Genomic DNA, 26,412 nt, shown 5'->3' on the forward strand with positions numbered 1-26,412 from the left:
TTAACTTAAAAATCAACCCGTACCCCAAAGCCCAATTTAAAAATATCAGTAATAGATAACGACCCTACATTCTGATAATAACTGATCAGATACAGTTCATTGGTGTTAAATTCAGAATATACACGTAACGCTTTGACCCCTAAGGAGGGCAGTATTTTCTTTGCATCCAGTTTTAGTTCTGTACCAATAGAAATATGTGGACGCACTGCTGTGGACCACCAGTAATATCCTTTTTCATAAGTATCCTTGTCCCATTGCGTATCGAATTGAGGTCCAAAATGATAGCTAATAAAGGCCCCCGGATTGACGGGATAAAGTTTAGCCCATTTGTTTACCTTGATTTCTATAGGACGATAGGCAAATTTTGCAGCAAGGATATGTAAAACTCCTCCTTTATTTTTAGGAATGTAGCCATAATTAAAATCAAGACTTCCTCTATCATTTTTAAACAACTCATACCCTGCCCCCACGCTTACAAAACCAATACTACCAGCATATTGACTAACCACAGATTTAGGTATCAGGAATTTAGGGAACTGCGCAGATGACCTTGTTGCCAGCATTAAACTAGCAGCAACCATCAGGAAACTCAATATATACTTAGTATTCAACATTTTTATAGGTAAGTTTTCCCTTAACAATTTCGACTAAAACAAACTCTCGGTTCTCAATAGCATTCGTTACGATATAGGGTATATTCTGATCATGGAAATAAGACACCCCAGCAGTATGCGTATGAGCAAAAAGCGCCGCAAGCGTATTGGGTGATCCATTCACTACGTTGATATAATTTTCAACAAGAGCGGGGTCAAAATCCCCTGGATATGGAGGTACATGCGCTACAGCTATATATGCATTTACCCCTTCTTCGGGTGCCATTTCTTGCTTGAGCCAATTCAAATCTGGAACATATCCGTTGAAAGAAGCCTCCCTGCTATTGGTATTATGGCACACAAATTTGACACCCTGATAAATAAAGCTGTAGTTCAGATTACCATACATTCGTTGAAAAACATCTTCCCCATTTGCAACCAGGTCATGATTGCCAATCACACCTAAATAAGGCATCTTCAGTTTAGAAAAAATAGCATTCACCCATTCCATTTCCTGTAAAAGCCCGAAATCAGATATATCGCCATCCAGAATTACAAAGTCAACCCCAGGAATCTTGTTTATCGTTTCCACCAACTTTTCAGAATAGATATATTCACGCTGACTGTCGCCTGTAAGTACAAACCGCAAGGTATCGTCACCCGGAGTTTCCGCTAACCATTTCAGGTTTTTTTTATTAATATCTTTAGGACTTTCAGCATCAAAAGCTTGATTTGGACTGTATTCGATACTATCACAGCTTTGTAAAAGCCATGCTGAAAATATAAGATATAGAAATATCCTGCTATACATAAGGACAAAAATGCGATTTAAAACTGACTATTAAATCCATTTAGTCAAATTAACAGTTTTTATTACATATCTCTTACACGAGATGTAAACTCATACTATACAGGAGGAAAAAATTTATCAACAAAATTAACCAGATAAAGTTCTTGAACAGAACGAGTAACAGCTGTATACATCCATCTTAAAAACTCTGTATTCATCATTTCATCAGTCAGGTAGCCCTGATCAACAAAAACAGCATCCCATTGGCCGCCTTGTGCTTTATGACAAGTTACAGCATAAGCAAATTTCACATGAAGTGCATTGTAATAAGGATTCTTCTTCAATTCTTCCATCCTTTTATTTTTATCACGGATATCCGCATAGTCCTTCATCACCTCTTCAAAGAAACGTTTACCGTCCTCTCTGGATAACCCAGGACCATCTGCATAAATAGTATCCAGTAGGATCTTACAGTTAAGAGGTTCTTCATCCGGATAATCAATAAAATCCAGCACCACATCAGCAAAGCGGAAACCATACAATTCCTGAATATTACGCACCTTCCGAACCTTTGCAATATCGCCGTTCGCAATAAAAGCATTGCTGGATTCCTCCTTTTCCAGCCAGAAATAGTTATTACGCACCACCATTAAATAATCGCCACCAGAGAGTTCTTCCTCACGTCCCAGGATCCTATTCCTGATCTGCTGATTATAATTATTAGCATTTTTATTCGACCGGCAAATAACCAGCGTATTGTCCATACCAAACTTACTATAGGCGTAATGCAGACCTTCAGAAAGCTTCTCACCAGACATACGAAAAACATCGGGGTAACCGGATACTTTAATTTTAGGAAACTCCGCTTTCCCTTGCCGCACTAACTCCCGAAGGTTAGTCGCATTATATAGAATCCCCGATTGTTTCTCCTGTCGCACCACATCCGTCATCTCATAATAATGAACCTGAAGTCGAAATAACTCATTCAGCAAAGCAGGATTAAGAGCAGGACTAGAATCAGATCCCACAGGAGGAAGCTGAGCCGTATCCCCCACCAGCATGAGCTTACAGTTTTTCCCCTGATATACATAGGTGATCAGATCTTCCAGTAGGCCATTTCTATTAAATCCCCCATCCTCATTCGAAATCATTGACGACTCATCCACTATAAAAACAGTCTCTTCAGCCATATTCTGCGCCAGTACAAAGTCCATATCCAAGCTTACCGCATTCTTTTTGCGATAAATCTTTTTATGAATCGTAAATGCTTTCCTACCCGAATAATGACTGATCACTTTAGCAGCTCTACCTGTAGGAGCTAACAAAACTGACTTTAACTTAACCATTGGCAATACCTTAACCAACGAAGCGATCAATGTTGTTTTACCGGTACCCGCATAACCTCTTAGCACAAAACATCCCCTGGTTTCATCAACAGACAGAAAATACTCCAACTTCTTGAATACTTCAAGTTGCTGGTTAGTAGGATTTAAGCCAAAGTTTTGATTTAAGAGTTCAGTAACCTTCATAATGAAAAGTAAAAATGCTAATTCCTTCTAAAAAACATTTAGTTTTGCTGTAATGAACAATGTCGGGACACTTCATCTTAAAGATAAAAACTTTCTGCCTGAAAATGCAGATGTGTGTGAACTGCTCATCAAGCTTAGTCAGCACAAACTGTCCTATGCTATACGAGATATACAAACGAATCAACTCTTTGTGATATACGATGCTGTTCTTTCAGAAGCACCTGAGAAAACCCTGGTATCACTGGAAGCGCAGCATGACTATCTGAACCTGAAATACAAACAGGTCAAGATTAGCGCAGAAACGTTTAATTTCGTCTTTATACCCACAGAGCTTTATACAGAAATAGCAGCGCCAAGTTATAAAAACTTTGTTCGAACCACAAAAGCATCTCGCACCCTGATCAATAAAACGATAAACGGTAAAATTCATACCATTAGTTCTGTTGATGAAAGTCTGATTGCCCCATTGCTAAATAAATATCCACATGCAGTGGTTTATTCGCAGGCAGAAGCCCTTATAGAAAGTATCTCCGGTCGCGATAAACAGACAGCCGGACTCCTGTCAATCATCCAATTCAACTCCGGTACGGTTGAAATAGCCTTACTATCCGAAGGACAGTTTATATTCTACAACATATTTAAAACCGATACCGTTGATGATTACAACTACTATTTATTGTTAATCAAACAACAGTTCAATCTGCAACCTAATACCAATATTATACTTGCTGGCGAAGTGGAAAAGTATAGTGAACTATACCGAAGAACAGCCAAATATTTTAAGAATATTAAATTCGCAGACAGCACCCGGATCATACAATACCCGGAATCATTCAAGCTGCTGCCCGCTCATCAGTTTTACTCCCTTTTAAGTATGAGTTTATGCGAATAATCAGTGGAACACTAAAAGGATTACGATTAAATCCCCCTGCAGGATTACCTGTACGCCCGACCAAAGACATGGCCAAAGAAGCCCTGTTTAATATTCTTCACAATCAATATGATATCGAAGAGCTAAAGGTACTCGACCTATTCAGCGGAACCGGTAGTGTATCCGTAGAATTTGCCTCCAGAGGAGTGCAGGACATTGTATCGGTAGATTTAGACCGGGGATGTTACAACTACCTGCGTACTGTAGCGAAACAGTATGAGCTGGATGCGATTAAACCGCAAAGAGGAGACGTAATCAAGTTTCTGCAGCAAGAAACCGACACCTACGACCTGATCTTTGCCGATCCCCCATATGATTTACCACAAATCCCTATGATTCCTACTCTAGTGTTTGAAAGAAATTTACTCAACCCAGGAGGAGTACTGATTGTTGAACACCATTCCATGAAAAAGATAGATGACCATCCAAACTTTGTCGAACAAAGAAGATATGGTTATTCGTCATTTAGTTTTTTTGAACTTAAGAAAGCAGAATAAAGCAAACCCCTAAAACCCTCTGTAATGAAAATAGCCCTGTTTCCAGGTTCATTTGACCCTCTTACTGTAGCCCATGTAGACATTATCAAGCGCTCTGTATCCTTGTTTGACAAGGTAGTCATTGCGCTGGGCATTAACAGTACCAAAAATGCAATGCTCTCTTCCGAAACACGGATCAACATTCTGGAAGCCGTATTTGCATCTGAACCGAAAGTAGAGATTACTTCCTATGAAGGTTTAACCGTTAACTTCTGCAAGCAGATTGGGGCTCAATACATGATTAGGGGAATCCGTACCGTATCCGATTTTGAATATGAAAAAGCGATAGCCCAAATGAACCATGAACTAGAACCCGGAATTGAAAGTATCTTCATACTCAGCAATCCCGGTTATTCCTATATGAGTTCCACTATTGTACGCGATATATTGCGCCACAATGGAGATATTAGCAAATTTGTGCCTAAAGAAGCACTCGCTTTTTTATAACAAAGCTTATCGACAGTGATATCGCTTATGTGACTTCTAGTACTGGATTATTTCAGGATTAAGTCCAGCATATCACGGATCAAAGGATATGTGTTTTTACGTACGTATTCAAAGTCGTCCTTACTCATCCAGCGGGCTTCAGTAATATCCTCTTCCAGTTGCGGAACAAGCTTTTGTTTTTTAGCCTGCATAAAGAACCAGCTTGTCTTTTTAAAGATGATCTGTGTTTTTTCCTCATAAACATGCCATGTAGTACAAAGCTTGTTATTGATACGGGTAACCTTCACACCACACTCTTCTTCCACTTCCCTACCGGCAGCATCCCTTGTCTTCTCGTTCAGATCCAGCTTTCCTTTCGGTAAATCCCACTTTCCTTTACGGAAAATAAAAAGATATTGATCATTTTCTGATATGACAATTCCTCCGGCAGCTTTGATCATCAGAAAGCTTTTCCTGAGTTTCTTAAAATACTTCTTTGCATCATCTACCAAGAGAAGATGAACAGAGCGACCATTCTTTCTGGTCTGCTTGTAAAACTCACGAAAATCAAACGTTTGACTATCAATAGTTTGAAAATCACCAATTCCATTAGGGACAATTTCTGAAATGACAAGCGCAGTTTCGTTAATATAAATTCTATACATCAAGCTTCTTTTTTTCGTTTTAAACAATGCCTCAAATACATTTAAACGAGGTTTTATAATTTAGGAGAGGTATTATTAATGCTGTTATAGATCAGAGTTAAGTTGATGAATCGTTATTAACCCAGTCCTAAACCCTTCAAAAATGCACATTTTAAGTTATTAAAAGTTATTTTTTTATTTACTTATTTTCAGCTTAATCAGAAAATAGCTGAAGCCTGTGTAGAAAGTAATTGAAATTTATTTAAAAAGCTGCTTCATTTGCCCTTTGGGTAATTAGTTCTGTTTTCCTGACTTTACATTTAACTAAGTTCTTTTCATTAGTTTCTTTTTCACTCCTGACATAGGGCTGTCATTAAACCAATTTATATTTGCAGTATAATTTAGAAATGGCATGATCATCATCAAACTGATTTAAACAATAAAAATTAATGCAAGAAAAAACTATCGAAACATTTTGCCCAACAAGCCGACAAGAATGGAGACTATGGTTAAAACAAAATCATAGCTCAAAACAATCCGTTTGGCTTATTTATTATAAAAAGAAGGCAAATGTTGCTTCTATAACTTACAACGAAGCTGTTGATGAAGCACTTTGTTTTGGCTGGATGACAGCACAAGGAAGTCTCTTGACCATGAAACGTTTATGCAATTTTTCTGTAAACGAAAACCATATAGTGTTTGGTCAAAGATAAACAAGGCAAAGATTCAGCGATTAATTGAAGTGGGCATTATGACACAAGCAGGTTACGAAAGCATTGAAACGGCAAAACTAAATACTTCCTGGACAATTCTAGACGATGTAGAGGAATTAAAAATCCACGAGGACCTTGAAGAAGCCTTTAATATCCAAACAGGATCAAAGGACTATTTCCTAAGTTTAAGCAAGTCTGTCAGAAAAAGCATTTTACAATGGCTCGTTCTAGCCAAACGGCCAGAGACCAGACAAAAACGAATAAATGAAATAGCAGAACTTGCCGCCCAAAAGCTAAAACCGAAACAGTTTAGATGAGAAAATGGCAGGATTACCTCTTTTTACGAGACTGCTTCGCAAACATTATTACATCCACACCTATAGCGTAGTTTCAAAACCTATTTATGCACTAACTTTTGCATAGCGTTAGCATAACGGTGTCCCATAAGGCGTGCTGATGGAGCATCTAAATGCGTATGATCTCCAATGTCTTTCACATCTTTGGCATCTATAAACGCATAGTTTTTTATTTCAAGATCAGCAATTGCCTTATTAATCACCTCTACACCATGGTTAATCCTTTCATTACCTGCTGTATCTATTTTATGAATCTGATAATCCGGCAGCTGTGCAGCCACAAAAGCAAGATCAGGAATGCCTAAATCAGATCGTAAATTTTCAATGAGCTCTTTCAATCTAACTCCATATACAGCACTATTCTTCACATTGCTGTCCGATTCACCTTGATCCCAAATCACACCTTTTAATGTACCTTGCTTCATTGCTTCCCGTGCACGTTTAATTGCATCATCGTAGGGATATGTTTTTGTAGGTTCATAATAGACGCCAGCATGCCAGGCAGCTATTGGAGTACCGCCAACAGCAGAAGGAATAAGTCCAATAATTTTAGATGTATCTATTTGGGCCAGATCTTTCCCAAATGTAAAGCCAGGTCCTACCGCAGCTGCAGGCTTGTCAAAATGCAAGGGATCTTTTGCCACTTCCCACTTCATCTCCTTATTTAAACGCAACACATGTCGATCAGGCAAGATATCAACCGGCTCCAAAATCCCTCTACCGGCCATATTTGATTGCCCAATAAGTAAATAAAGTTCAAATTGTGTTCCTGAAAGCGGTTGCGATACGATTTCTCTTACAGCCGGTCTTAGTGTTTGAGCCTCTGCATTTACATTTAATAAGATGCAAAACAGGAATAAAAGCTTTTTACATTGTCTTTTTATTGAATGCAGATACTTCATTGATGGGAATCTATTCAATACCGTTTTAGTCAAATAATACATGAGGTAAATCTATATGCAAAAAAAAAAATTATTGCTATTATTTAATGATCATCCTAAATAATTAATTCCAGTTGTAGATTAACGCGTTGTTCAATTTAAATAAACTCATTATAATAAAACCTACCAGAATATAATGCACAACTACCCCCATTCAAACTCTTCTACTAACTTGAAACGATGGAGGTTCCTGAAAAATATTGGAATACCGCGCGAAGCTTTAGTTGGGTAGGCATATCATGTAGCACAGCATTATGCTCAGCATTTAAGCTAGTCTTATTGATATAATAGTACTTAAACAGTTCAGGTACAAAACCTGCTACAAAACACCATAATAAAAAAAAACCGCTTCAGAATTCACTAAAACGGTTTATTTTTATTTATTTCTTAAAGTCTGAGACCTTAAGAAATTTTACTTCATTAATCACAAAGGATGAAGAGTCCTTTTTAGTCTTATCATAGAAAGGTGAATACATTTCTGCTGCTATGATTTCCTTATCAATATCAAACTTCAACAAACGCAAATACCCTCCCCCACTATCTTCATGCTGGTAGTTCTGCAGAATTTGATAAATCTTATTCCCTGCCTGTCCCTGATCGACTTTAAGTGCCGAACTCACAACATGTCCACTTAACACCAATAGTATATTCGGATATTTTTTAACCAGTTTTTCATAAATATCCTGCGGACTAAAATCTCCATATCCTGCATTATTCTGTGCAATTTCACCTTTCCCTGTCAAGTAATAGTGCGTCATAATAATTACGTTATAGTTGTAGTATTTTTTAACCACATCCCCAGCCCAGTTAATCACACCTAACCTGGGACAAAATTCCATGCTTATAACTAACCAGTTGGTATCTCCAACCTTAAAAGTGTAGTATGCATTATCAATCTTATCCGTTTCGTATCTCCCCCTTTGATTTGGAAAGCGGTAATAAGGAAAGTAGCTGTTCAACTTTTGCGTTTTACGCAAATTCTGATTTACATTTCCAGGTGCGGCACTTCCACTGAACTCTCCAACTGCCTCTGTGTCATGATTTCCAACTGCGAGTGCGTAAGGAATACGATTTTTATCTAACACTTCTAAACCTTGACTAGCCACTTCAAAATGATTAAAATTGTCAAAATTGACCAAATCTCCCATATGTAAGGCCATTGGAATGTTTAATTTTTGCTTTTGAGCAGCAATCCAGTTTACCTGGCTAAAAAACATTTCAGGTTTAGACCCCACTTCAACCTGCGTATCTGGAAATACTGGAATTGTAAAGGTCTGAGCCATGCTCAATGTGGCTGATAGTAAGGACACACATATCAGGAGTGCACTTATGCAAATATTCTTATTTATCATTACTTTTTATGTTAGTTATATCCTGGATTTTCAACAAGATTTGAATTATTTGCTGTCCGGGCTAAAGTGATAGGAAAATAATAGTTATTATTTTGAAATATGGGAGAGCGCACTGTTCCGTCTACTTTCTCTCTGATGCTCAATTCATATTTTTTAGTTTTGAAATCAAGTACATACCGGAGACCCCGCATATCTTTAGAAAGAACTCCTTCTGCAATTCTCCATCTTCTCAAGTCCCAATAGCGATGTCCTTCAAAAGCAAGTTCAACTTTCCTTTCATTCCGGATATTTTCCATAGTTAATGTGGTCAAAAGTGGAATTCCTGCACGTGCTCTTACCTGATTGAGGGTTAACAAAGCCTGATCCATCTGGCCCAGTTCAAAAGCCGCCTCTGCATAATTCAGCAGCGTTTCAGCAAACCTGAACACGATATAGTCTTGCTTAGATCCAAAGATTCCAGCTGTCGAGCTGTTTACATTATCTTTTGATTCATCTAAATATTTCATTACCCCAAAACCAGTCTGTGTACTCTTCTGATCTCCATTGGCTAATATCCCCTGGTATGATCCCGTTGTAGTTATTGCCCCCTCAGCCGTTCTAATTCCATTGTAGAATTGCAGAAGCCGTCCTTGCCAAGGCGTATCCTGTGTGTAAACAGTGGCACGAAAACGTGGATCCTTTTTGCCCCAAAGTTCTTCCATGGTCCATAGCTTGGAGCTCAACACGGCGGGATCCAGCTTAGCCGAAGATCCATCCACATTTTCAAATGATTCAACAAATTCAAGGTAAGGTGCATCATGGATTCCGTTAGCCCAGCCATTCGGATAAGGGCATTGGAAGTAGTCATAAGACCATCCTGCTCCCGAAAAATCCTTATCACTTCCATCATGCTGCTTGGCAAAGATTACTTCTGAATTCCTTTTCGTAAGAAACAGGTTCCTAAAGTTCAGCGTCTTATCCGCATTTTCATTATATAACTTAAACAAATTAGCATCCATAATCTGACGTGAAGCAGCAAGTGATTTCTCAAAGTAAGTCTTCGACTCCTCACCTGGAATACCAATCACACCACTCAATTGCAGTGTTCCGTATTTAGCAATACTTCCTGCATAAAGTGCCGCTCTGGATACTAATGCAAGCGCTGCGTATTTAGTAGGACGTCCCCAGTCAATGTCTTCCTGTACTGCCGGCAACTCTTCGCTAATCGCCATGGCTTCCGATATCACGTAATCATAAACTTCTTTTTCTTTATTCCTGGCAGCAAATAACTCATTCTGAGGATCAGACAACTGCTGAACATGGGTTATTAAAGGCACTCCTCCATAACGTTTAACCATATAGAAATAATTGAATGCACGAAGGAAACGTGCCTCTGCAATTCTCTTCTTTTTAAAGGCATCGCTTAAGGTTGATTCCGGCAAGCGTTCAATCAATTGATTTAACGAACGGATAACAACATAGGGCTTCTCCCACCACTCCATCAAGCCACCACCGATTTTCAATCCTTCAGTTTTGAACCGATACGCATTCCCCGAAAAATTAGAGGTACTTTTTGATTCGTCACTCACATTATTTACATAAAACATAGTAAAAAAAGGAGTTCCGGTATTCTGCACATCCTCAGATTCATTAGTCAACACCGTTGTTCCTAAATACGCACCGGTCATATATGCATTCACTAAACTCTCATCATTCCATACCATTGGATCAGGAATAATGTCAAGTGGTAATTTATCCAAAACGTTCTTCTGACAGGAAGTGACAAAGAAAGTAAGCAGAACTGTAAAACAGAAATAGTGTAATTTCATCAGTATATCAATTTATTTTTAATAGATGATAAAAGCTAACAGTAAGGTATTTTTTGCTTTTGTAAGGCGCTCGCTTATGTTAGTTTCCATGTTATTTGTTCGGTCGTTAAAATGAAAGATCCAATCCAGCAGATACATTCTTTTGTTGCGGATAGTACATCCCTCCTATTCCGGACGGACCTTCAGGATCGAGATCATATTTATTTAACTTAGAAAAAGTCAACAAATTCGATCCCGCTACAAATACGCGCAATTGTCTGATAGCGATGGATTTAAGCAATCTACTCGAAAACGTATATCCAACATTCACATTCTTAAGCCGCATGTAACTTGCATCGATCAGGTTATAGTCAGAAAGCCACCCATTAGATGAAGCTCCACCAAGTCTGGGTATCAAGGCATACCGGTCATTTGTTTCTTCAGTCCATCGATTCTCGAAAAATGCCGTTGAATATTGAGGAAGAGAGGCTTTCAGGTAATGTCCAAAGGCACCCTGAAATAAAAATGAAACGTCAAAATTCTTATATTTTAATGAAGCATTAAAGCCGGCCATCCAATTCGGTTGTGTGCCCTTCCCGATATCCGTTTGGTCTTTCCAGTCGATGATTCCATCTGCATTGATATCCAGGTATTTTACATCTCCAGGGCGGAGTGTGGTGTTACCGCGTTGATCCTGATCATAAGGAAGCGCTGCAATTTCTTCCATACTCGTGAATAACCCGTCAGATTTATAACCAAAAGTACGATCAGTCCAAGCTCCGGTACGCTGATTTTGGCGAAGTTGGTCAGCATCTGAATAAATAGGTTCTTCATAATATTTCCATTTGGAACGCGACCATGAAATATTGGCACTCAAATCCCAGGTTAGATCATGATTCTTACGGCTTGTTCCAAGCATAAATTCAAGTCCACGGGTATTTGTTTCATTGATATTTTCAGGAGGCAGTGTAGACCCAAATGAAGAAGGAACCGTCATCAGCCTGTTCGCCAGAATCCCTGAACGTTCCCGAAAGAATACATCCAAACTTCCATACATCAGACCTTTCCACAGTGAAATATCAGTTCCTGCATTATAGATCTTCAACTTCTCCCATGTAAGGTCAGGATTGGCAAGCCCCCGGGAAATGATGCCCGGATAACGTGTTGATCCAAAGATATATGATCCCCCACTATTCTTGTCCGAAATATTGTAGCCGGTCAGATATTGAAAATTTCCCGTATTATCATTCCCTGAACTTCCAAAGCTTAGGCGTAATTTCAGTGCTTCCACTGTAGCAGAATTCTTTAGAAAATGCTCCTGATCAATGCGCCAAGCAAAAGACGCCCCCGGGAAATAACCCCATCTGGATGCTTCAGGAAACTTTGCAGAAGCATCTGCCCGAAGTGTAGCTTCAAAAATATACTTGTCTGCAAACGTATAGTTTAGCCGACCGATATAACTTTTTCTACCCATTTCATTCGTCAGGGCACTGTTTGTCATACCATTCGTACTGCCGGCAAGCATCTCATCAACAGCGGGAGTAAGAAAATTAGAACGCGTAGCCTGAACTTCGTCATTAAAATAGTCAATAGACTCATATATAAGTTGTACATCAAGGTCATGTAAACCATTAAACCGATGGCTATAATTTAAAAAGCCCTGACCAAGTATCTGCCTGTCACTACTCCTTTTCAAAGTTAAACTAGCCGCTGAGCCAAAAGAACCAGCCAAAGAGTAAAGGTCAGCCTCATAGTCATACTTATAGAAAGGAACAGGCTTCTGAAAGTTCTTATTTGCTCCGTATCCCTGTATATAACTAATCAGCGCCTTAGCACTCAATCCGTTCACAAAAGGCACCTGGTAGTTCAGATCGAAAATAAAACGCATATCCTGCTTTTTATAATCAGCGTAACCAGACAATTCCCGGTTACTTGTGATATGTGCACCACCAGTTCCTCCGCCTTCAGCATAAGATATTTTGGTTGGATCAGGAAACTCAGATGGAAAAACGGGTCGTGTGTTCCATAAATCCGCCCATATTGTATTGTTAATATCCATGTTACGGTTGGGATATTTCCCATTCCTTAAATTTGTAGAAAAGTCTAAACGAGAGGTAAGTCCTTTAGCTATTGTTGCATCAACATTTGAACGAAGGTTTATCCGCTCATAACTCGCTCCGCTTTTTTCCCATACTGTTTCTTGCTTCAGGTAGCCAAGGAAACCATAGTACTTAATTTTTTCACTTCCGCCACGTACGGACAAATTCTGATCTTGCTGTGGTGCCCAATCTCTAAGCAAAACATCAAACCAATTGGTATTTGGGTATTGAGGGTCCGTCCCATCATAGAATTTCTGAATCTCTTCCTCTGTATAAGGCGCTGTGGCTTCAGGTTGCCCACCCTGAATATGACCCTCTCTTAAGATTCGTGCATACATTCCAGCATTCCCGGCAACAGGCATAGCCGTTGTTCCTTGTGCGGTATAGGTCGAGTTTAAGGATATCACTGGTTTGCCTGAAGTACCTCTCTTTGTTGTAATCAAAATTACCCCATTTCCTGCTCTGGATCCATAAATTGCTGCGGAGGCATCCTTAAGCACAGAAACGGATTCAATTTCAGTGGCATCTATGGAGTTCATATTCCCCTCTGCCCCGTCAATCAGAACTAATGGTTCTCCAAATCCTCTTATATTCAGACTTGATTGGTCATTTCCTGGCATCCCATTTGACTGTACAGCAATTAATCCCGGCAAACGTCCTGCTAAAGCACTTGATACCGATGCCACCGGAGATTGCGTTAACTCCGCTGCCTGCACAGAAGAAACGGCACCAGTAAGGTTCTTTTTCTTCTGTGCGCCGTAACCTACAATTACCACTTCTTCCAGACGAGAAGAAGCAGACACCATGGTTACATCAATTTTCATCAGGTTGCCAACATGTATCTTCTGATCCTGATACCCTATAAATCTAAAAACCAATGTTGCATTTTCAGGCACCCGGATGTGGAACTGACCATTCTGGTCTGTAACCGTAGACGGGCCGTTTATACCCTCTAAAAACACAGTTACACCAGGCATAACACCAATCGAGTCCGTTACGATACCCTGCACCTCAAAGTCTGTCTTTTTCCGCTCTGTGAGCGTAATCGTACCTGCAATAATGCGATAGCTTAAATTCTGCCCATTCAGCACTTTCTTCAAAGCATAATCTACATTTTGTACTTTTAGATTTACAGAAATACGGGGGGCTGAATCAAACAGCGCTGCATTATAAAGTAGGCGCATACCTGCTTGCTTGCTAATTTCAGCGAGTGCTTGCTTGAGTTCAATTGAGTTCGCAGTGAGACTAACCGACTGCGAAAAACCAGATGCTCTGACACCAAAACTGAAAGCGACGATCAACACGATGGTCATCTTCATAGTAATCAATACTTTTTTTAATAGTGTTCGCTTCCCGACGGTCATATGCCGACTAGCCGGATTGAAATAATTCATATCTTTGAAGTGTTAAGGTAATTTGTATGTTAAATGCTAAAAAATGTCAGTTGTCCTTAATTCGGGGAGTGGTGCAAACACTCCCTTTTTTTATACAGGTACTTTCTATGTGGTGCTCTCTGTCAGTACTTTTTTCATGTTATTTTGTTTAAATTGTAATTAAAATTCAGGCTTCGCCTGTACCGTTATCATCCTGTTTTCTATCTTAAAAGATCTGCCCGTTACATCTTCAAGCATTTCAAGCACTTCGGCCAATGTAGCTTGTCTGCTGATTGCACCTGTGTATTTACCCTGTGAAATATTACCTGTATAAACTACCTGTACATCATACCATCTACTAATTTCATTCATGATCTCAGGAAGAGGGTCTTCATTGAAATAAAATTCACCATTCTTCCATGCTATGGTTGGTTTCACATCCACAGCAGAAACCTCAGTGTGTTGATCAGTGATAATAGCCTCCTGTCCGGGTTTAAGAAATGAATACCGGCCTTTATTAATAATTTTTATGCTACCTTCCACAAGTGTAGCCTGAACTTTTCCATGATAAGCATGAACATTAAAACTGGTACCCAATACTTCTATGGTTTTTCCTTCCACCATGACCAGGAAAGGTCTTGAACGATCTTTCGTTACTTCAAAGAAAGCTTCCCCCTCGAGGTAAACCTTTCTTTCGCTACCTGTAAATGTATTCGGATATCTCAATTTTGAGGATGCATTTAACCAAACCCGCGTTCCATCATGAAGCAACAGCTTAAATGTTCCTCCTTTGGGAACGGTGAGTGTATACATTCCTCCGGACCCCATTTGTGGCAAACTTGTTTGATCTGAAAGTTCCATGGTCTTGCCATTACCTAGCGTGAGAGAGGCCTTATATTCAGCAGGTAAGATGTCATTTGTGTACCCGTACTTGGTATCTTTAACAATGCCCTTGTCGATGCTGCTGTCAAAATAAAAATAGACTAGTGAACAAATAAGAAGGCAAGCGGCAGATGTCAACAACCAACGCCAAAGTGGAACCACTTTTAGAACGGGTTTTGATGTATTTAATGTGTTTTCCCTCCAGACATGGATATCTTTCATGATCCTGCCATCGACCGATTCAAGCAGAGCTTCTATTCTCGCATCAGGTTTGTCATTTTTATTTAGTTCCTCGCTGATGAGATTTCTGAGTTGCTCTTCATGCTGTGGAAATTGTAACTGATCAAATAACTGATTGAACTCTTCCTCTGAGCAATCTCCATCTAAATATTTACGGAACAAATTCCGAATCGTATACGCTTCTCTCAATGTTTCTTTATATAAATCAACACCAATACGTCTATCAAAACAAAACTAACTACTGCGAAAACACGATTTAATGTAACCTTAACATGAGGGATAAAATAGCTGTATTTTAATCAGAAAAGTTAACAATAAATAACAATAAGGATAATGTGGCGGCATCATGCGCATTGACAAGTAGAAAATCACGCATGATTTTTTTAGCCTTCGCTAGATGATTGCTGACAGTGTGCGTTGATAATTTTAATTGTACAGAGACCTCTTCTGAACTTTTACCCTCCAACTTGCATAAGGTAAATATCAAACGACACTGTGGGGGGAGTAGTGCCACGGCCTCCTGAAGTAAAGCCTTATTATCTTTGTCAGCGAGAGTTTCTTCCACATGAGAATAACCAATATCTGAATGGGAAATATAATAAGCACGGAATTTATTATCCTGAGCAATTTTACGAAAGAAATCCATAGTTATATTTTCAGCCATCCTGAAGAGATAACCACCAAATGTTTTATCAGGATCCAGACGCTCTCTTTGCATCCATACCCGTATAAAAAGATCATGAACAAGATCCTCTGCTATGGGAACAGATTTTACCAGCTTTACGATGTTGAAAGATATCTGCCGCTTGTAACGGGTATACAACTCTTCAAAAGCATAAATATCTCCACTTTTCAACTGACGAACCAATACTTGCTCCTCATTTATATCAGTGCTTACCAATCTCATCGTTGTTTATTCTATCAAGCGCAAATATAGCATCGCATCAAAAACAACAAGTAAACAATGGATTATCACAATGTTAAGTTATTGCACATTTTATAAATTATCATGGTTAACTTCAACAAGTTACTCATTCCGAAGATAATACTATTTGCGAATTCTTAGCCATACTTCAATGAACATGGCTCATTCATTGTTCCAACCCGATTTAATCCTACTTTGCTCAAATAGAACAAAGTGTAACCTATTTACAAAAAATGAGATTGTAAATATAAGTTCACAAACATCTTAATCACTAACAATGATACTGATAATCATGCAATAAGTATCCAGAATGAGTCCGATAGCATATAGCTAAAGTCGGACTTTCATTGAGGGTTTATTAGTTTGATCTTTCTGTAAGTAACAGTCATCATAGCTGTTAAACATTATCCTATAGTGTTATATTTTAGTTAAGCGCAAATAGATGATTCTTTAAAAATACAAGGCAATTCCATAAACACCATCAATAGCCATAAGTAAGCTTTCCTGCGTGTGTTTGAAATTCATTCATCATGAATATAAATGGAAGTTTCTGCTTTTTACAGACTTATATAAGAAGATTTAGGAAGATTTAATTATTATTTAGCTTTTGAGATGCTTAACTGCTTACTTTACTGAAAACAATTAGACAGATTATGGCAACAATAGATCATAAAGGAATGGTACACGGAACCGCAGGTTCAGTAATCTACCGGGAGTACCGGGGAAAGAACATCATCCAAGGCAAGACAAAGACATTTAGACAGACCGAAAAAACTAAAAGGAGTGCTACTGAATTTGGACTTTCGAGTTCGACAGCAGCAGTTATAAGGACAGCATTTGAACCGGCTTATTTTTTTAAAGACGGAACGACAGCTTACAGGAGCACTCAACAGGTGTATCGGTCAATATTAAACAATGTAAGCGGGGAGAAAGGAAAACGGGATTTGCATGACGGGAACCTATCCTTTTTACAGGGATTGGACTTCAATGCGAACAGTAAGCTACATGAAGTACTGCAAATGAGCCATGAAGTCAGTAAAAGCGCAAACGGAGTTGTATCTGTTACCCTTGGTTCATTGAACACCCAAACAGACATTAAAAGGCCTAAAAACCAAAGCGGAGCCTATATGAAATACCGCATAAGGTTTATGCTAGTTGCCTTTAACTTCAGGGAAGAGTATTATGAAAACCTGGGCGTAAAAGACATCGATTTGGAAGGTTATCAAACCATCGAAGGACAAGTCATCACCTTTACAGAAACAGTTCTAAAAGATTGTTTGGCATTGGTGAGTATGTCGCTGATGCTCTACTCTCCTATCAATCAAACGAATGAAAGCATCTTATTGAACAATGCAGCGTTCAGTCCCTGCGCCATCATCGGTACATTCGAATCCGAAAAACCATCTGACTATCCTTTAAAAGAGGTTCATACACAACCATCCGCATACCCCGGCAGAGAAGAAAACATCAAAGCGATGTTTTATAAAGGCAATCTCCTTATGCTTAAACTAAATGATAAAACCAGCAAACGAATCAGTATGAAAGACTTAAAATCCACTAAAAGTAGTGCAAAGATTTATACAATAGAAAAAATCCCTGATATCCCCAGTAGAAAACGGATCTCATTTGCAAAAAAAATAGATTTTAGGCTTTGAAAAACACAAACCGTTAATGACCCTGTAAAGCCTTTGAAACCTCTATTGGACGATCGGATTCTAAAATGTCAACACCGTTTCTGATGATTTGCTGGTAAGCCAAACTTCTTTCATCTGCAAGCTTCAGCTTGTCGTATATCGGAGCAGCAGCTACCATACACATGATTCCCTTTTTATGCAGTAAGTCATATAATCCCCTGTTTTCAGGCTTATCCTGAGAACCTACATAGGCCATAACTTGCTTAAGCGGTATTCCTCCTTCTTCTATTTCAGCCAACTTCGCTGCAGAATTAATTAACATCGCAAACATGTAATTTCTATTATTATGCAGGTAAAATTGTGCCTGTTTTAGATTTTGTATTCCGACCATCACAAAGGCATGTGCGTTCTTTTTGTTGATAAGTTCTGCGGTCATTTCGTAGGGAACCCCTTTCCAATCCAAGCTTAAAATTGTTTTATTCCTTGCCCAATCAATGGCTTCAGATAAGGTGGGAATATGATAAGTGGTTACGTTTCCTTCCACGTCTTTCAGGTTTAGCTGCCTAAGTTCTGCCCAAGTGTAGTCTGAGACTTTGCCTTTTCCCGTTGTAGTGCGTTCCAGTGTTTCATCATGCATCAGAATAATGACGCTGTCTTTAGTAAGCCTTGGGTCTATTTCAAAAAAAGCGGGAGTATATTTCAATGTATTTTCAAATGCGGAGATGGAATTTTCTGGAAGGTTGTTCTCCTGGCCTCCACGATGTCCGCTTACAATCGGCTCGCGCTTATTAGTGTAATGAAAATATGCTTGCAGGTCAGCTGGCTTACGGAGTTTGATCGTATGCAGTTGCCTGTGCTGCGCATCTGCTCTTAAAGAAAGTGAAAAAATTAAGAGCAGGAGTAAAACGACTGAATGAGAATTATTTTTTATCATTTTAATAGTTTATTGTTTTTTCTTTAATTATTCTTTTTAAATTCAATGCTTAACTACATTTTGAATTATCACTTACTGACAGTATACTTCCCCACAACTTCTCCAGTATCCCTTGTCATTACTAAATTCATGGTTTTCTGGTTTGCAGTAAGTCGCATAATTGTACGCCCTGAAGGGTTGGGCCCACCTCCAATAATAATCGGAAAATTATGTCCTTCCTGAGGTTTATGAACACCATATACATGTGTATGGCCTGAAATCAGCATATCAATTTTATGTTTATTAAACAAAGGGCCGAATAACTTTCTGCAGTGCACAGTACCATGCCATTCCCCAGAGTGATAATGCGGAATGTGCATCAGAACAACTTTAAACTTTGCCTTCTTAAATGCCTGGCTCTTGAGTTGTTGTTCAAGCCATATTGCCTGCTCTTCACGATAACCGTCAAAATCCGAAAGTCCTCCATACTCACGATCCGAATCTTCCTTATCTTCACCCGTGTCTAATGCTATGAAATAAACCGGGCCTTGAGTAAAAGAAAAATAGTTGCTTTTGTTAATATTCTCAAAATAATCTGCGAGGTTTCGAGAAAATATTCCTCTGGTTTCATGATTACCCCTGACAAATAGAAATGGTTTACCTGTTGAAAATGCTTCAGCACATGGCTGAAGCAGGTGTTCGATTAATTGATTCTCATCTTTTTGAAAATCAAACATATCCCCATTTAAGAATACAAAATCATATGGTTGATCACCATTTAATTGCATTAAAAGGGGAAATGATTCTGGATGGTCATGGATGTCATTTAAAATAAGCAAAGACACCGAATCCGCATCTTTTTCCCAAGTAGTAAAATGATATGTATCGCTTTCAATTACATCTCCATATACTAACTTATAGGGTTCATAAAGAATGATATCCTTTGAAAATACTTTATAAGTATATGCTGTTGAAGGCCTTAAATTTTCGATTATTATCTTATGGATTCGATTATTAGCATCTACTAAACCATTTGTTGTGCTATGCACTTTTATAGGGCTTTCATTTACAGCAGAAATTTCTACCCAGCTGTAACAGGGTCGATTAGTTAACCAGAATACACTGATTGCAGTTGGCTCCGGATTTTGAAGATATGGTTTTGATAAAAAAGTTATTTTTCCAGTTTCAACTTTTTCCGATTTGGATGCAAATGACACTAATGGGGAACCTGTAGCTGCAAGAATTGTACTTGCTGATACTAACTGAATGAAATTACGTCTGTTGACTTTGTTTTCCATTATGACTATTTTAAAGTACTATAAACAAAACTTGCGCTTAGTATGTACCAAGTAACTATTAAATCTTTATGTAAAAACCCGTATTAAAAGGCACTTAATTCAGCAATATGTGTCAGGTAGGTATCTCCCTGACTTGCATTGATTGTAATCTTAAAAAATCTTGCCATTTGTGCATAATTGAGATAGATGGTATTCTCTAGTACATTGGCTAAGGCAAAGGATTGACTGTAGGTCCAGGTTATGCCGTCCATACTGGTTTGAATAATAATATCCCTTGGATTTCCTGTCGCTTTTACCAGTCCGGTCGTTTCTTTACGCCCAGTGATAATAAATCCTCTCAACTTCTTTTCTTCCTTCATATCCACTGCGATAATATGCGGAGGCCCTGGTTTAGCTGTTTTCCACTGGGTAGTCCAAAAGGTAGCTCCATTTTTATCAAATGCATAGATGGCACGCCCGTTTGCTACCCCCTCTCCTGTTGTTTCTTCAGACGAAAGGGATACTATTTCCCAGGTTGAATTGTCAAATGAAACATATGGGTTGGTGGCATAGGTGGCATTTATGAGATAATAGGTCGTTTTTAAGGATTCATTAACCTTTATTAGTCCATCAGTTTTAATCGTAACAGGGAGCAAATATCCTCCTACTCCATCCAGCTTGTCAGTAAAGATGCTTATCCGCAGTGGATCTGTACTCTGTTTAGCCTTTGACAATACCACTGTATTTTTTTCAAAGGCAAAACTTCCCGCAGGCATAGCCTTATAATTGGTAAAGTTTGTTTCATTAAACTTCGCCACCAAAGCCGCATCTTCTTCGAAATTTACCTGAATATCTGCTGATAGTATTCCGGGACCACCATAATTCGCGCCATAAAAAATAGTGTCGGGTGTATTTGAAAAGCTGAACTGGTGTACTGCCGGACTATTTACTGCCTGTGGCATATAAACAGAAGAATATACATCCTGGTTTCCTTGTAGCATGTCGATATCCGCTTTGCCACATCCTAAAGCAAAGCTTATGCAGATCAATAAGCCTAATATTTTATAATTAACTGTGTCTTTCATTATCCTATTTTGTTATTTAAATGGAACGAAGGCATCATGAGCATTTTAATGACTCATCCATGTTTACAAATGCCCACAATGCTTTCCTTATTATGTCTGTATTATTTTACCAACCTGGGTTTTGTACCAGGTTTTTATCCCGGTCAAGCTCTTCCTGAGGGATAGGGAACAGGTAATAATGTTTTAAGAATACCCTTCTTTCAAACATCGTACGCTGATAGAAAACCTCATCAGCTAGTTTAGTTCCTGTATCTACGTTCATTCCGTAAAATGCACCTCCGTCGGTTTGCTCAGCAATCTTCCAGCGGCGTGTATCCGTATAGCGTAAACCTTCCAGACAGAGCTCTACCCGACGTTCATGGCGAATTTTCTCTCTCATTTCGCTTTGACCCAATCCTGTTTGTACATTAGGTACACCAGCACGATTTCTGATCTGATTGAGATAAAGCAAGATATCTGCATTTCCAGGGTCATATTCATTTAATGCTTCAATATAATTGAGCAGAATCTCCGCATACCGGATCATTACAAAGGGCCTGGCCACGTATACCGAAGTACGAACATTACTATTGGGATCGACATTCTTGCGGGCAATGTATCCCGTTCTAGGGAAATCCCATGAGCCTTTTTTGCCTGTATTACCAGTAAAAAACGTTTCCACGATTTTTATTCCCTCACTCGTATTTAACCATTGGCTACCATTATAGCTAACATTTACATAAAAACGGGGTTCTCTGTTTACATACATGTTATAGGTTCCTACGGTGGTATATTTGGTTGCAACGGTTGAAAAACCAGTTTCTATATAGTCAGTTCCGGCATCATTAATGCGCTTTCCTGTTCCGGTTTCAAATTCATCCACCAGCTGCTGGGTTACTGCAACTGCTGCATATCCACTCACTACACGCGGGGCTACAGAACGTTCCCATCCACTTAGGTTATTGGAGACCCTGGCAAAAATAACCTCTGAATTCCAGGGTACTAAAAATACATCACGGGTTGATAAGTAGGGATCAAAAACACCGGCGGCATTATTTTTGCGAAACAGAGCAAAGTTGAATTCCGTGATGATCCGCTTTGCGGCATCTGCAGCAAGTTTCCATTTATTTGCGTCGTACTGGGTATTGACCAAGGCTTTTCCATCACCATTTTTAAAATTACTGTAATCCATATTCCCATTAAACTGGGGACTGGCAGCTAACAATAAAGCCTTACTCTGGTAGGCATAACAAACAGCCTGGGTCATTCTGCCATAATCGGTAGAAACCTGATCGGTATAATTCTTCTTCAGGTCAAGGGCTGCAAGGTCTAGTTCAGACACAATATAGCTGATACATTCATCAAATGAACTCCGTGGTTTGTTGGCCTCTTCTGCCGATGGCTCAATATCTCCTGAAATCATTTCATCACCTAATAAAATAACAGGACCATATTGCCTCACCAGATTGTAATATAGGATGGCTCTTAAAGCCCTGGCTTCTGCTATATACTGCGTGATGCGCTCTGGTCCGCCGGACTGAGCAAGCAGCTCGGCATTAGCTCCAATATGCTGTATAAAATAAGTAGCCGAACGGATTCCGCGGTAATTAGCTGTCCACTTATTATAATAGTTTGATGCTGCATTCCAGTTACCCAGGTTGATCGGATAGCTGTCATACCCGCTTCCAGGTCTGTCATAAGTAATATCTGCATCATCTGAAGCTCCATCCCAGATAGTTGTATTGCGGTAGGCTTCATTGGGAATGTAGTTATATATATTGGCCAGGTATTCTTCTGAATATTTCTGCCTTTGAAAGACCTTCTCTATGGTAATGCGGTCATCTGGTACCTGATCTAAAAAGCCCTTCTGACAGGCATTCAATAAGGTAATGGTACTGATTCCTAGAAAAACGATCAGTAGTTTATGTAGGTTGATTAAATTCTTCATGTCTAAATTCCCGGTTTAAAAATTAATAGCAATACCAGCCGTGTACGACGCCGTATTTGGATACTTATCGCCCCGGCCGTTATCGAGTTCCACATCCCATAGCTTGAATGAGCTGAACGTGACCAGATTTACACCTTGTAAAAATACATTTGCCGATTTGATTCCAACACTTCCAGTCCAGCTTTTTGGAAGGCTATAACTGAGCTGCAAGGTTTTTAATCGCAGATAATCTGCTTTTTTTACCCACCAGCTACTGGCTGCAAAATTATCGTTGATTGAACCTGAACCAAGGCGGGGATAAAAAGCATTAGGATCAGGATTCTCTACTGTCCATCGGTCCGCAATATTATCCATCAGATTTCCACGGCTTAAGCCTTGTTGAAAGGGTAAAGCTGCCTCACCTGATATCAGGTAATCCACTTGTGCTGCACCCTGGAAAAGAGTGGATAAAGCGAAGTTTTTATAGCCTAAAGTAAAGCCAAATCCGTATGTCATTTGAGGAACATTACCATAACCCAATGGAACCTGATCATAAGAATCTATGATTCCGTCGGCATTGACATCTCTGTATTTGATGTCCCCTGCACGCGTATCTCCCGTTTGCCTTGGCGAGTTAAATACTTCTTCATCACTTTCAAATAAGCCTAAAGCTTCATAACCAAAGCGTTGACTAACAGGACGTCCTTTCTTTCTAACCAAGGATATTTCCAAGCTGGATCATCATTTTCAACAACCTTATTTTTGTTGTAGGTAAAGGTTCCTAAAAGTGCCAGACTGAATTTACCAAACTGGTTATTATAGTTGACTGAAGCATCCAGTCCGCGATTGTCTATAACCCCTATATTGGCAAAAGGAGCATTAATCATACCTGCGTAAATAGGCAATGACTTACGCCTTAAAAAGATACCGCTCCTGTATTCTTTGAAAATATCAACCTGAACACTTAGCTTATCCTTTAATGTGTGGAGATCCAGACCTAAATTGGTCTTTTTAGACGTTTCCCATTGCACATCCACTGCATATTCCCCAAATTCTTTTCCGGCGTATGTATTTTTCATATCAATACCGAAACTGTATCCCCCTGGTGCAGAAATAGTGGAGATATAGGCGAAACGTCTGCCATCGATCAGGCTGTTACCAACTTTACCATAAGAAAAACGGAATTTTAAAAGCTGTACTGCATCTTTTAAAGGCTCAAAAAATCCTTCCTCAGATAATACCCATGCTACACCTCCAGAGGGGAAAAACCCATATCGCTTATCAGGAAGAAAGTTTTCAGACCCATTTAATCCAAAATTGGCATCTACAAAATATTTATTGGCATAGCCATAAGTGGCTCGTCCAGCTATTCCCCGAAAACGATAAGGCAACGAATTTTCAAGGGACGCGGCATAAGTGTCGATCTTATCACTTTGATTGTAAAGCAATAATCCGCTTACGCTGTGTTTCCCGAAATCGCGATTATAGTTTAAAGAAGCCTCACTGTAAATGGTACGGCTTCCTACGTTTGATTTGGTATAAGCCAGAAATTCGGTACCAATGGCTGTCTGATCGTAGAGAAGATTGCCATCGGCATCACGACCAAGTGCCAGATAAGTATCCGGTAATTTACCATACCTGTTGCTGGTATAATTATATGCATCAAAGGAAAACATGGCACTTGTTGATAATCCTTTTGTAATAAACGGCAACTGTTGAGTAAGGCGTAAGTTTGACATCACCTGGCTGCGCCATTGATTAGCATATCCAGCCTGTGTTAAACTAGCCCAGGGATTACTTATGCTACCGCTTCTGATATCAGCTATTTTACCATCAGGAAATTGCAAGGGCATCGTAACAGGAGTCATGGAGTAGGCATCAGCAAAAATATTGGTAACTGATTCAAAAGGAAGGTTTACATTGTTCAAATAACCCTGTATTCCCAGTTTGATCTCCGTATTCTTAGCTGGTTTGATAGTTAAATTGGAAGAAACATTATACCTTTTTAGTGAAATAGAAGGGTCGTAATTCTTTATGGCATCCGTTTTATATAATCCAACTTCATCATAGTAGCCTAGGCCAACATAAAAGGTTGCATTCTCAGTACCACCACTAATATTGGAATTTACGTTCCGCACCTTTCCTGTTTTATTGAATATCTCATCCATCCAATTCACATTCGGATATAGATAAGGATCCTCCCCAGTGCGTGTTTTTTCAATTACTTCATCCGAGTAAATGGCTGCACCTCCACGGGTAGTCATCGCTTCATTGGACATTTGCATATAGGTGATCCCATCTGCCAATTTGGGAAGGGTAGTAAAGCGGGTAATCCCCTCATTATAGCGGATATTATAAACCGCTTTTCCAGGTTTTCCACTTTTAGTAGTGATCAGAATAACACCATTCGCTCCTCGTACACCATAAACAGCAGTTGCAGAGGCATCTTTGAGTACCGAAAAGCTTTCAATATCCTCAGGATCAATATTTGATATTTCACGCGGTACACCATCAACAAGTGTTAATGGAGCACTTAAACTGCTACTAAAAGTAGATATGCCACGGATATAAATCTGTGCATCATTAAACCCAAGTTCACCACTTCTTTGCACTGAAACAAGACCTGCAACTCTTCCACCCAGGGAATTCGTCAGGTTAGAAACAGGAAGTTTAATGTCTTTAACATTTACACTTGATTGTGCCCCTACCAGGCTAATCTTCTTTTGTACACCATAACCCACAATGGTCACTTCTTCCAGAAAAGAATTGGCTTCATGAAGTACTACGGTTAAGTTTTTCTGTTCTTTAGTATATTTAACTTCCTGGGTGCGAAAACCCATATACGTAAACACTAGAATGGCTTCATCGGGAACTTTCAATATAAAACGTCCATTTACGTCTGTTGTAGTACCAATTTTGCGATCACTCTTTAAAATTACCGATACTCCCGGCAAAGTAGTGCCGCTGGTATCTACTACAATACCGCTTATGTTAATGTCCTTATTTATTATTTTTTTGTCTTCAGGTACCTGTTTCCGAAGTATAATTACGTCATCTACAATGGAAAAGGCCAGCTGATGTCCTGTTAATACCTGATCTAAAACTACAGAAAGCTTTTTATTTTTGAACGTATAGTTTAGATGTACATTATTGTTTATAATATCATCGGGATACGCAAATTTTATATTTGCCTGCTTTGCAATTTTATCCAAAGCCAGGGTCATAGGTGTGTTTTCTAGTTTTACTGTTACCGTGTTGTTTAATATCTTCTGGCTATACGAAGAATTTGCAAAAGTTAATGAACAAAAAGTAACAACTAAACCTAGCACTACAGAACTTGATCTCATAATCTTATAAGAATAGTACTTCACTCTATTACTTAATAGAGATTTTTTCATAGTTTTATACATTAAATGTGATGGATGGGATATCAACTCCATGATTCTCAGGTCAGGCAGAGTTGAATTCTTAAGTTATTTG

General features: G+C 39.0%; 22 protein-coding genes. 6 read left to right on the forward strand and 16 right to left on the reverse strand.

Annotated features, from left to right (window positions below):
- Positions 1-5: 5 nt before the first annotated feature.
- From ADIARSV_RS11875 to ADIARSV_RS11885, 3 genes are all read right to left on the reverse strand, one after another.
- Positions 6-614 carry a hypothetical protein gene (locus tag ADIARSV_RS11875; RefSeq protein ID WP_235048413.1) on the reverse strand — a complete coding sequence of 203 codons (609 nt, stop codon included), beginning with the start codon at positions 612-614 and terminating at the stop codon, positions 6-8.
- Positions 601-1,404 (reverse strand): metallophosphoesterase family protein, encoded by an 804-nt coding sequence (locus tag ADIARSV_RS11880; RefSeq protein ID WP_016195772.1) that lies wholly within the window; start codon positions 1,402-1,404, stop codon positions 601-603. Before ADIARSV_RS11880 ends, ADIARSV_RS11875 begins: the two co-directional genes overlap by 14 nt.
- Before the next feature lie 95 nt (positions 1,405-1,499).
- On the reverse strand, positions 1,500-2,912 hold the full coding sequence (locus ADIARSV_RS11885) for an ATP-dependent DNA helicase (protein WP_016195773.1): 1,413 nt from the start codon (positions 2,910-2,912) through the stop codon (positions 1,500-1,502).
- Positions 2,913-2,964: 52 nt separating this feature from the next.
- Here ADIARSV_RS11885 and ADIARSV_RS11890 point away from each other — a divergent pair, with 52 nt between their 5' ends.
- Genes ADIARSV_RS11890 through coaD form a run of 3 tightly spaced genes read left to right on the forward strand, consistent with a single transcriptional unit; the run spans position 2,965 to position 4,826 of the window.
- Positions 2,965-3,804: a DUF3822 family protein gene (locus tag ADIARSV_RS11890; RefSeq protein WP_016195774.1), complete on the forward strand. Its 840-nt coding sequence runs from the start codon at positions 2,965-2,967 to the stop codon at positions 3,802-3,804.
- Positions 3,795-4,340 (forward strand): RsmD family RNA methyltransferase, encoded by a 546-nt coding sequence (locus ADIARSV_RS11895; protein WP_016195775.1) that lies wholly within the window; start codon positions 3,795-3,797, stop codon positions 4,338-4,340. The genes ADIARSV_RS11890 and ADIARSV_RS11895 overlap by 10 nt, the downstream gene beginning before the upstream one ends.
- Positions 4,341-4,364: 24 nt before the next feature.
- The gene (gene coaD / locus ADIARSV_RS11900; protein ID WP_016195776.1) at positions 4,365-4,826 is read left to right on the forward strand and encodes a pantetheine-phosphate adenylyltransferase; all 462 of its coding nucleotides are present in this window, start codon (positions 4,365-4,367) and stop codon (positions 4,824-4,826) included.
- A 47-nt stretch (positions 4,827-4,873) separates the two neighbouring features.
- Here coaD and ADIARSV_RS11905 read toward each other — a convergent pair whose 3' ends face one another.
- Positions 4,874-5,470 (reverse strand): NUDIX hydrolase, encoded by a 597-nt coding sequence (locus tag ADIARSV_RS11905; RefSeq protein WP_016195777.1) that lies wholly within the window; start codon positions 5,468-5,470, stop codon positions 4,874-4,876.
- A 428-nt stretch (positions 5,471-5,898) separates the two neighbouring features.
- Between ADIARSV_RS11905 and ADIARSV_RS22580 the strand changes: the two genes are divergently transcribed.
- Positions 5,899-6,162: a YdeI/OmpD-associated family protein gene (locus ADIARSV_RS22580; protein ID WP_235048414.1), complete on the forward strand. Its 264-nt coding sequence runs from the start codon at positions 5,899-5,901 to the stop codon at positions 6,160-6,162.
- A gap of 38 nt (positions 6,163-6,200) precedes the next feature.
- Positions 6,201-6,479, forward strand: coding sequence for a YdeI/OmpD-associated family protein (locus tag ADIARSV_RS22585; protein ID WP_016195778.1), 279 nt, complete (start codon positions 6,201-6,203; stop codon positions 6,477-6,479).
- A gap of 80 nt (positions 6,480-6,559) precedes the next feature.
- Here ADIARSV_RS22585 and ADIARSV_RS11915 read toward each other — a convergent pair whose 3' ends face one another.
- The 6 genes from ADIARSV_RS11915 to ADIARSV_RS11940 all read right to left on the reverse strand — a co-directional run bounded on the left by ADIARSV_RS11915 (position 6,560) and on the right by ADIARSV_RS11940 (position 16,099).
- Positions 6,560-7,420, reverse strand: a complete 861-nt coding sequence (locus ADIARSV_RS11915; RefSeq protein ID WP_016195779.1) for a sialate O-acetylesterase — start codon at positions 7,418-7,420, stop codon at positions 6,560-6,562.
- Positions 7,421-7,839: 419 nt separating this feature from the next.
- Positions 7,840-8,811, reverse strand: a complete 972-nt coding sequence (locus ADIARSV_RS11920) for a metallophosphoesterase (RefSeq protein ID WP_040299912.1) — start codon at positions 8,809-8,811, stop codon at positions 7,840-7,842.
- 11 nt (positions 8,812-8,822) lie between these two features.
- Positions 8,823-10,619, reverse strand: coding sequence for a RagB/SusD family nutrient uptake outer membrane protein (locus ADIARSV_RS11925; RefSeq protein ID WP_016195781.1), 1,797 nt, complete (start codon positions 10,617-10,619; stop codon positions 8,823-8,825).
- A 106-nt stretch (positions 10,620-10,725) separates the two neighbouring features.
- Positions 10,726-14,091, reverse strand: coding sequence for a TonB-dependent receptor (locus ADIARSV_RS11930; protein ID WP_152439859.1), 3,366 nt, complete (start codon positions 14,089-14,091; stop codon positions 10,726-10,728).
- A gap of 159 nt (positions 14,092-14,250) precedes the next feature.
- The gene (locus ADIARSV_RS11935; protein WP_016195784.1) at positions 14,251-15,381 is read right to left on the reverse strand and encodes a FecR family protein; all 1,131 of its coding nucleotides are present in this window, start codon (positions 15,379-15,381) and stop codon (positions 14,251-14,253) included.
- Between the two features lie 106 nt (positions 15,382-15,487).
- On the reverse strand, positions 15,488-16,099 hold the full coding sequence (locus ADIARSV_RS11940; protein ID WP_016195785.1) for an RNA polymerase sigma factor: 612 nt from the start codon (positions 16,097-16,099) through the stop codon (positions 15,488-15,490).
- 671 nt (positions 16,100-16,770) lie between these two features.
- On the opposite strand from ADIARSV_RS11940, the gene ADIARSV_RS11945 reads away from it, so the two are divergent.
- The gene (locus ADIARSV_RS11945) at positions 16,771-17,772 is read left to right on the forward strand and encodes a hypothetical protein (protein ID WP_016195786.1); all 1,002 of its coding nucleotides are present in this window, start codon (positions 16,771-16,773) and stop codon (positions 17,770-17,772) included.
- A 13-nt stretch (positions 17,773-17,785) separates the two neighbouring features.
- On the opposite strand, the gene ADIARSV_RS11950 is transcribed toward ADIARSV_RS11945, so the two are convergent.
- The 6 genes from ADIARSV_RS11950 to ADIARSV_RS11975 form a co-directional block, all read right to left on the reverse strand.
- Complete coding sequence (locus ADIARSV_RS11950) at positions 17,786-18,685, reverse strand: glycerophosphodiester phosphodiesterase family protein (RefSeq protein ID WP_016195787.1); 900 nt, start codon at positions 18,683-18,685, stop codon at positions 17,786-17,788.
- Between the two features lie 68 nt (positions 18,686-18,753).
- A complete protein-coding gene (locus tag ADIARSV_RS11955; protein WP_016195788.1) occupies positions 18,754-19,962 on the reverse strand; it encodes a purple acid phosphatase family protein in 1,209 nt (402 codons plus the stop codon).
- Between the two features lie 83 nt (positions 19,963-20,045).
- A complete protein-coding gene (locus ADIARSV_RS11960; protein ID WP_016195789.1) occupies positions 20,046-21,026 on the reverse strand; it encodes a BT_3987 domain-containing protein in 981 nt (326 codons plus the stop codon).
- Between the two features lie 106 nt (positions 21,027-21,132).
- On the reverse strand, positions 21,133-22,953 hold the full coding sequence (locus ADIARSV_RS11965) for a RagB/SusD family nutrient uptake outer membrane protein (RefSeq protein ID WP_016195790.1): 1,821 nt from the start codon (positions 22,951-22,953) through the stop codon (positions 21,133-21,135).
- 15 nt (positions 22,954-22,968) lie between these two features.
- Entirely contained in the window at positions 22,969-23,652 is a 684-nt protein-coding gene (locus ADIARSV_RS22590) for a SusC/RagA family TonB-linked outer membrane protein (RefSeq protein WP_040299914.1), read from the reverse strand.
- Positions 23,598-26,330: a TonB-dependent receptor gene (locus ADIARSV_RS11975; protein WP_235048415.1), complete on the reverse strand. Its 2,733-nt coding sequence runs from the start codon at positions 26,328-26,330 to the stop codon at positions 23,598-23,600. The genes ADIARSV_RS22590 and ADIARSV_RS11975 overlap by 55 nt, the downstream gene beginning before the upstream one ends.
- Positions 26,331-26,412 lie beyond the last annotated feature (82 nt).

The sequence above is a fragment of the Arcticibacter svalbardensis MN12-7 genome (genome assembly GCF_000403135.1).
Taxonomy (GTDB): domain Bacteria; phylum Bacteroidota; class Bacteroidia; order Sphingobacteriales; family Sphingobacteriaceae; genus Arcticibacter; species Arcticibacter svalbardensis.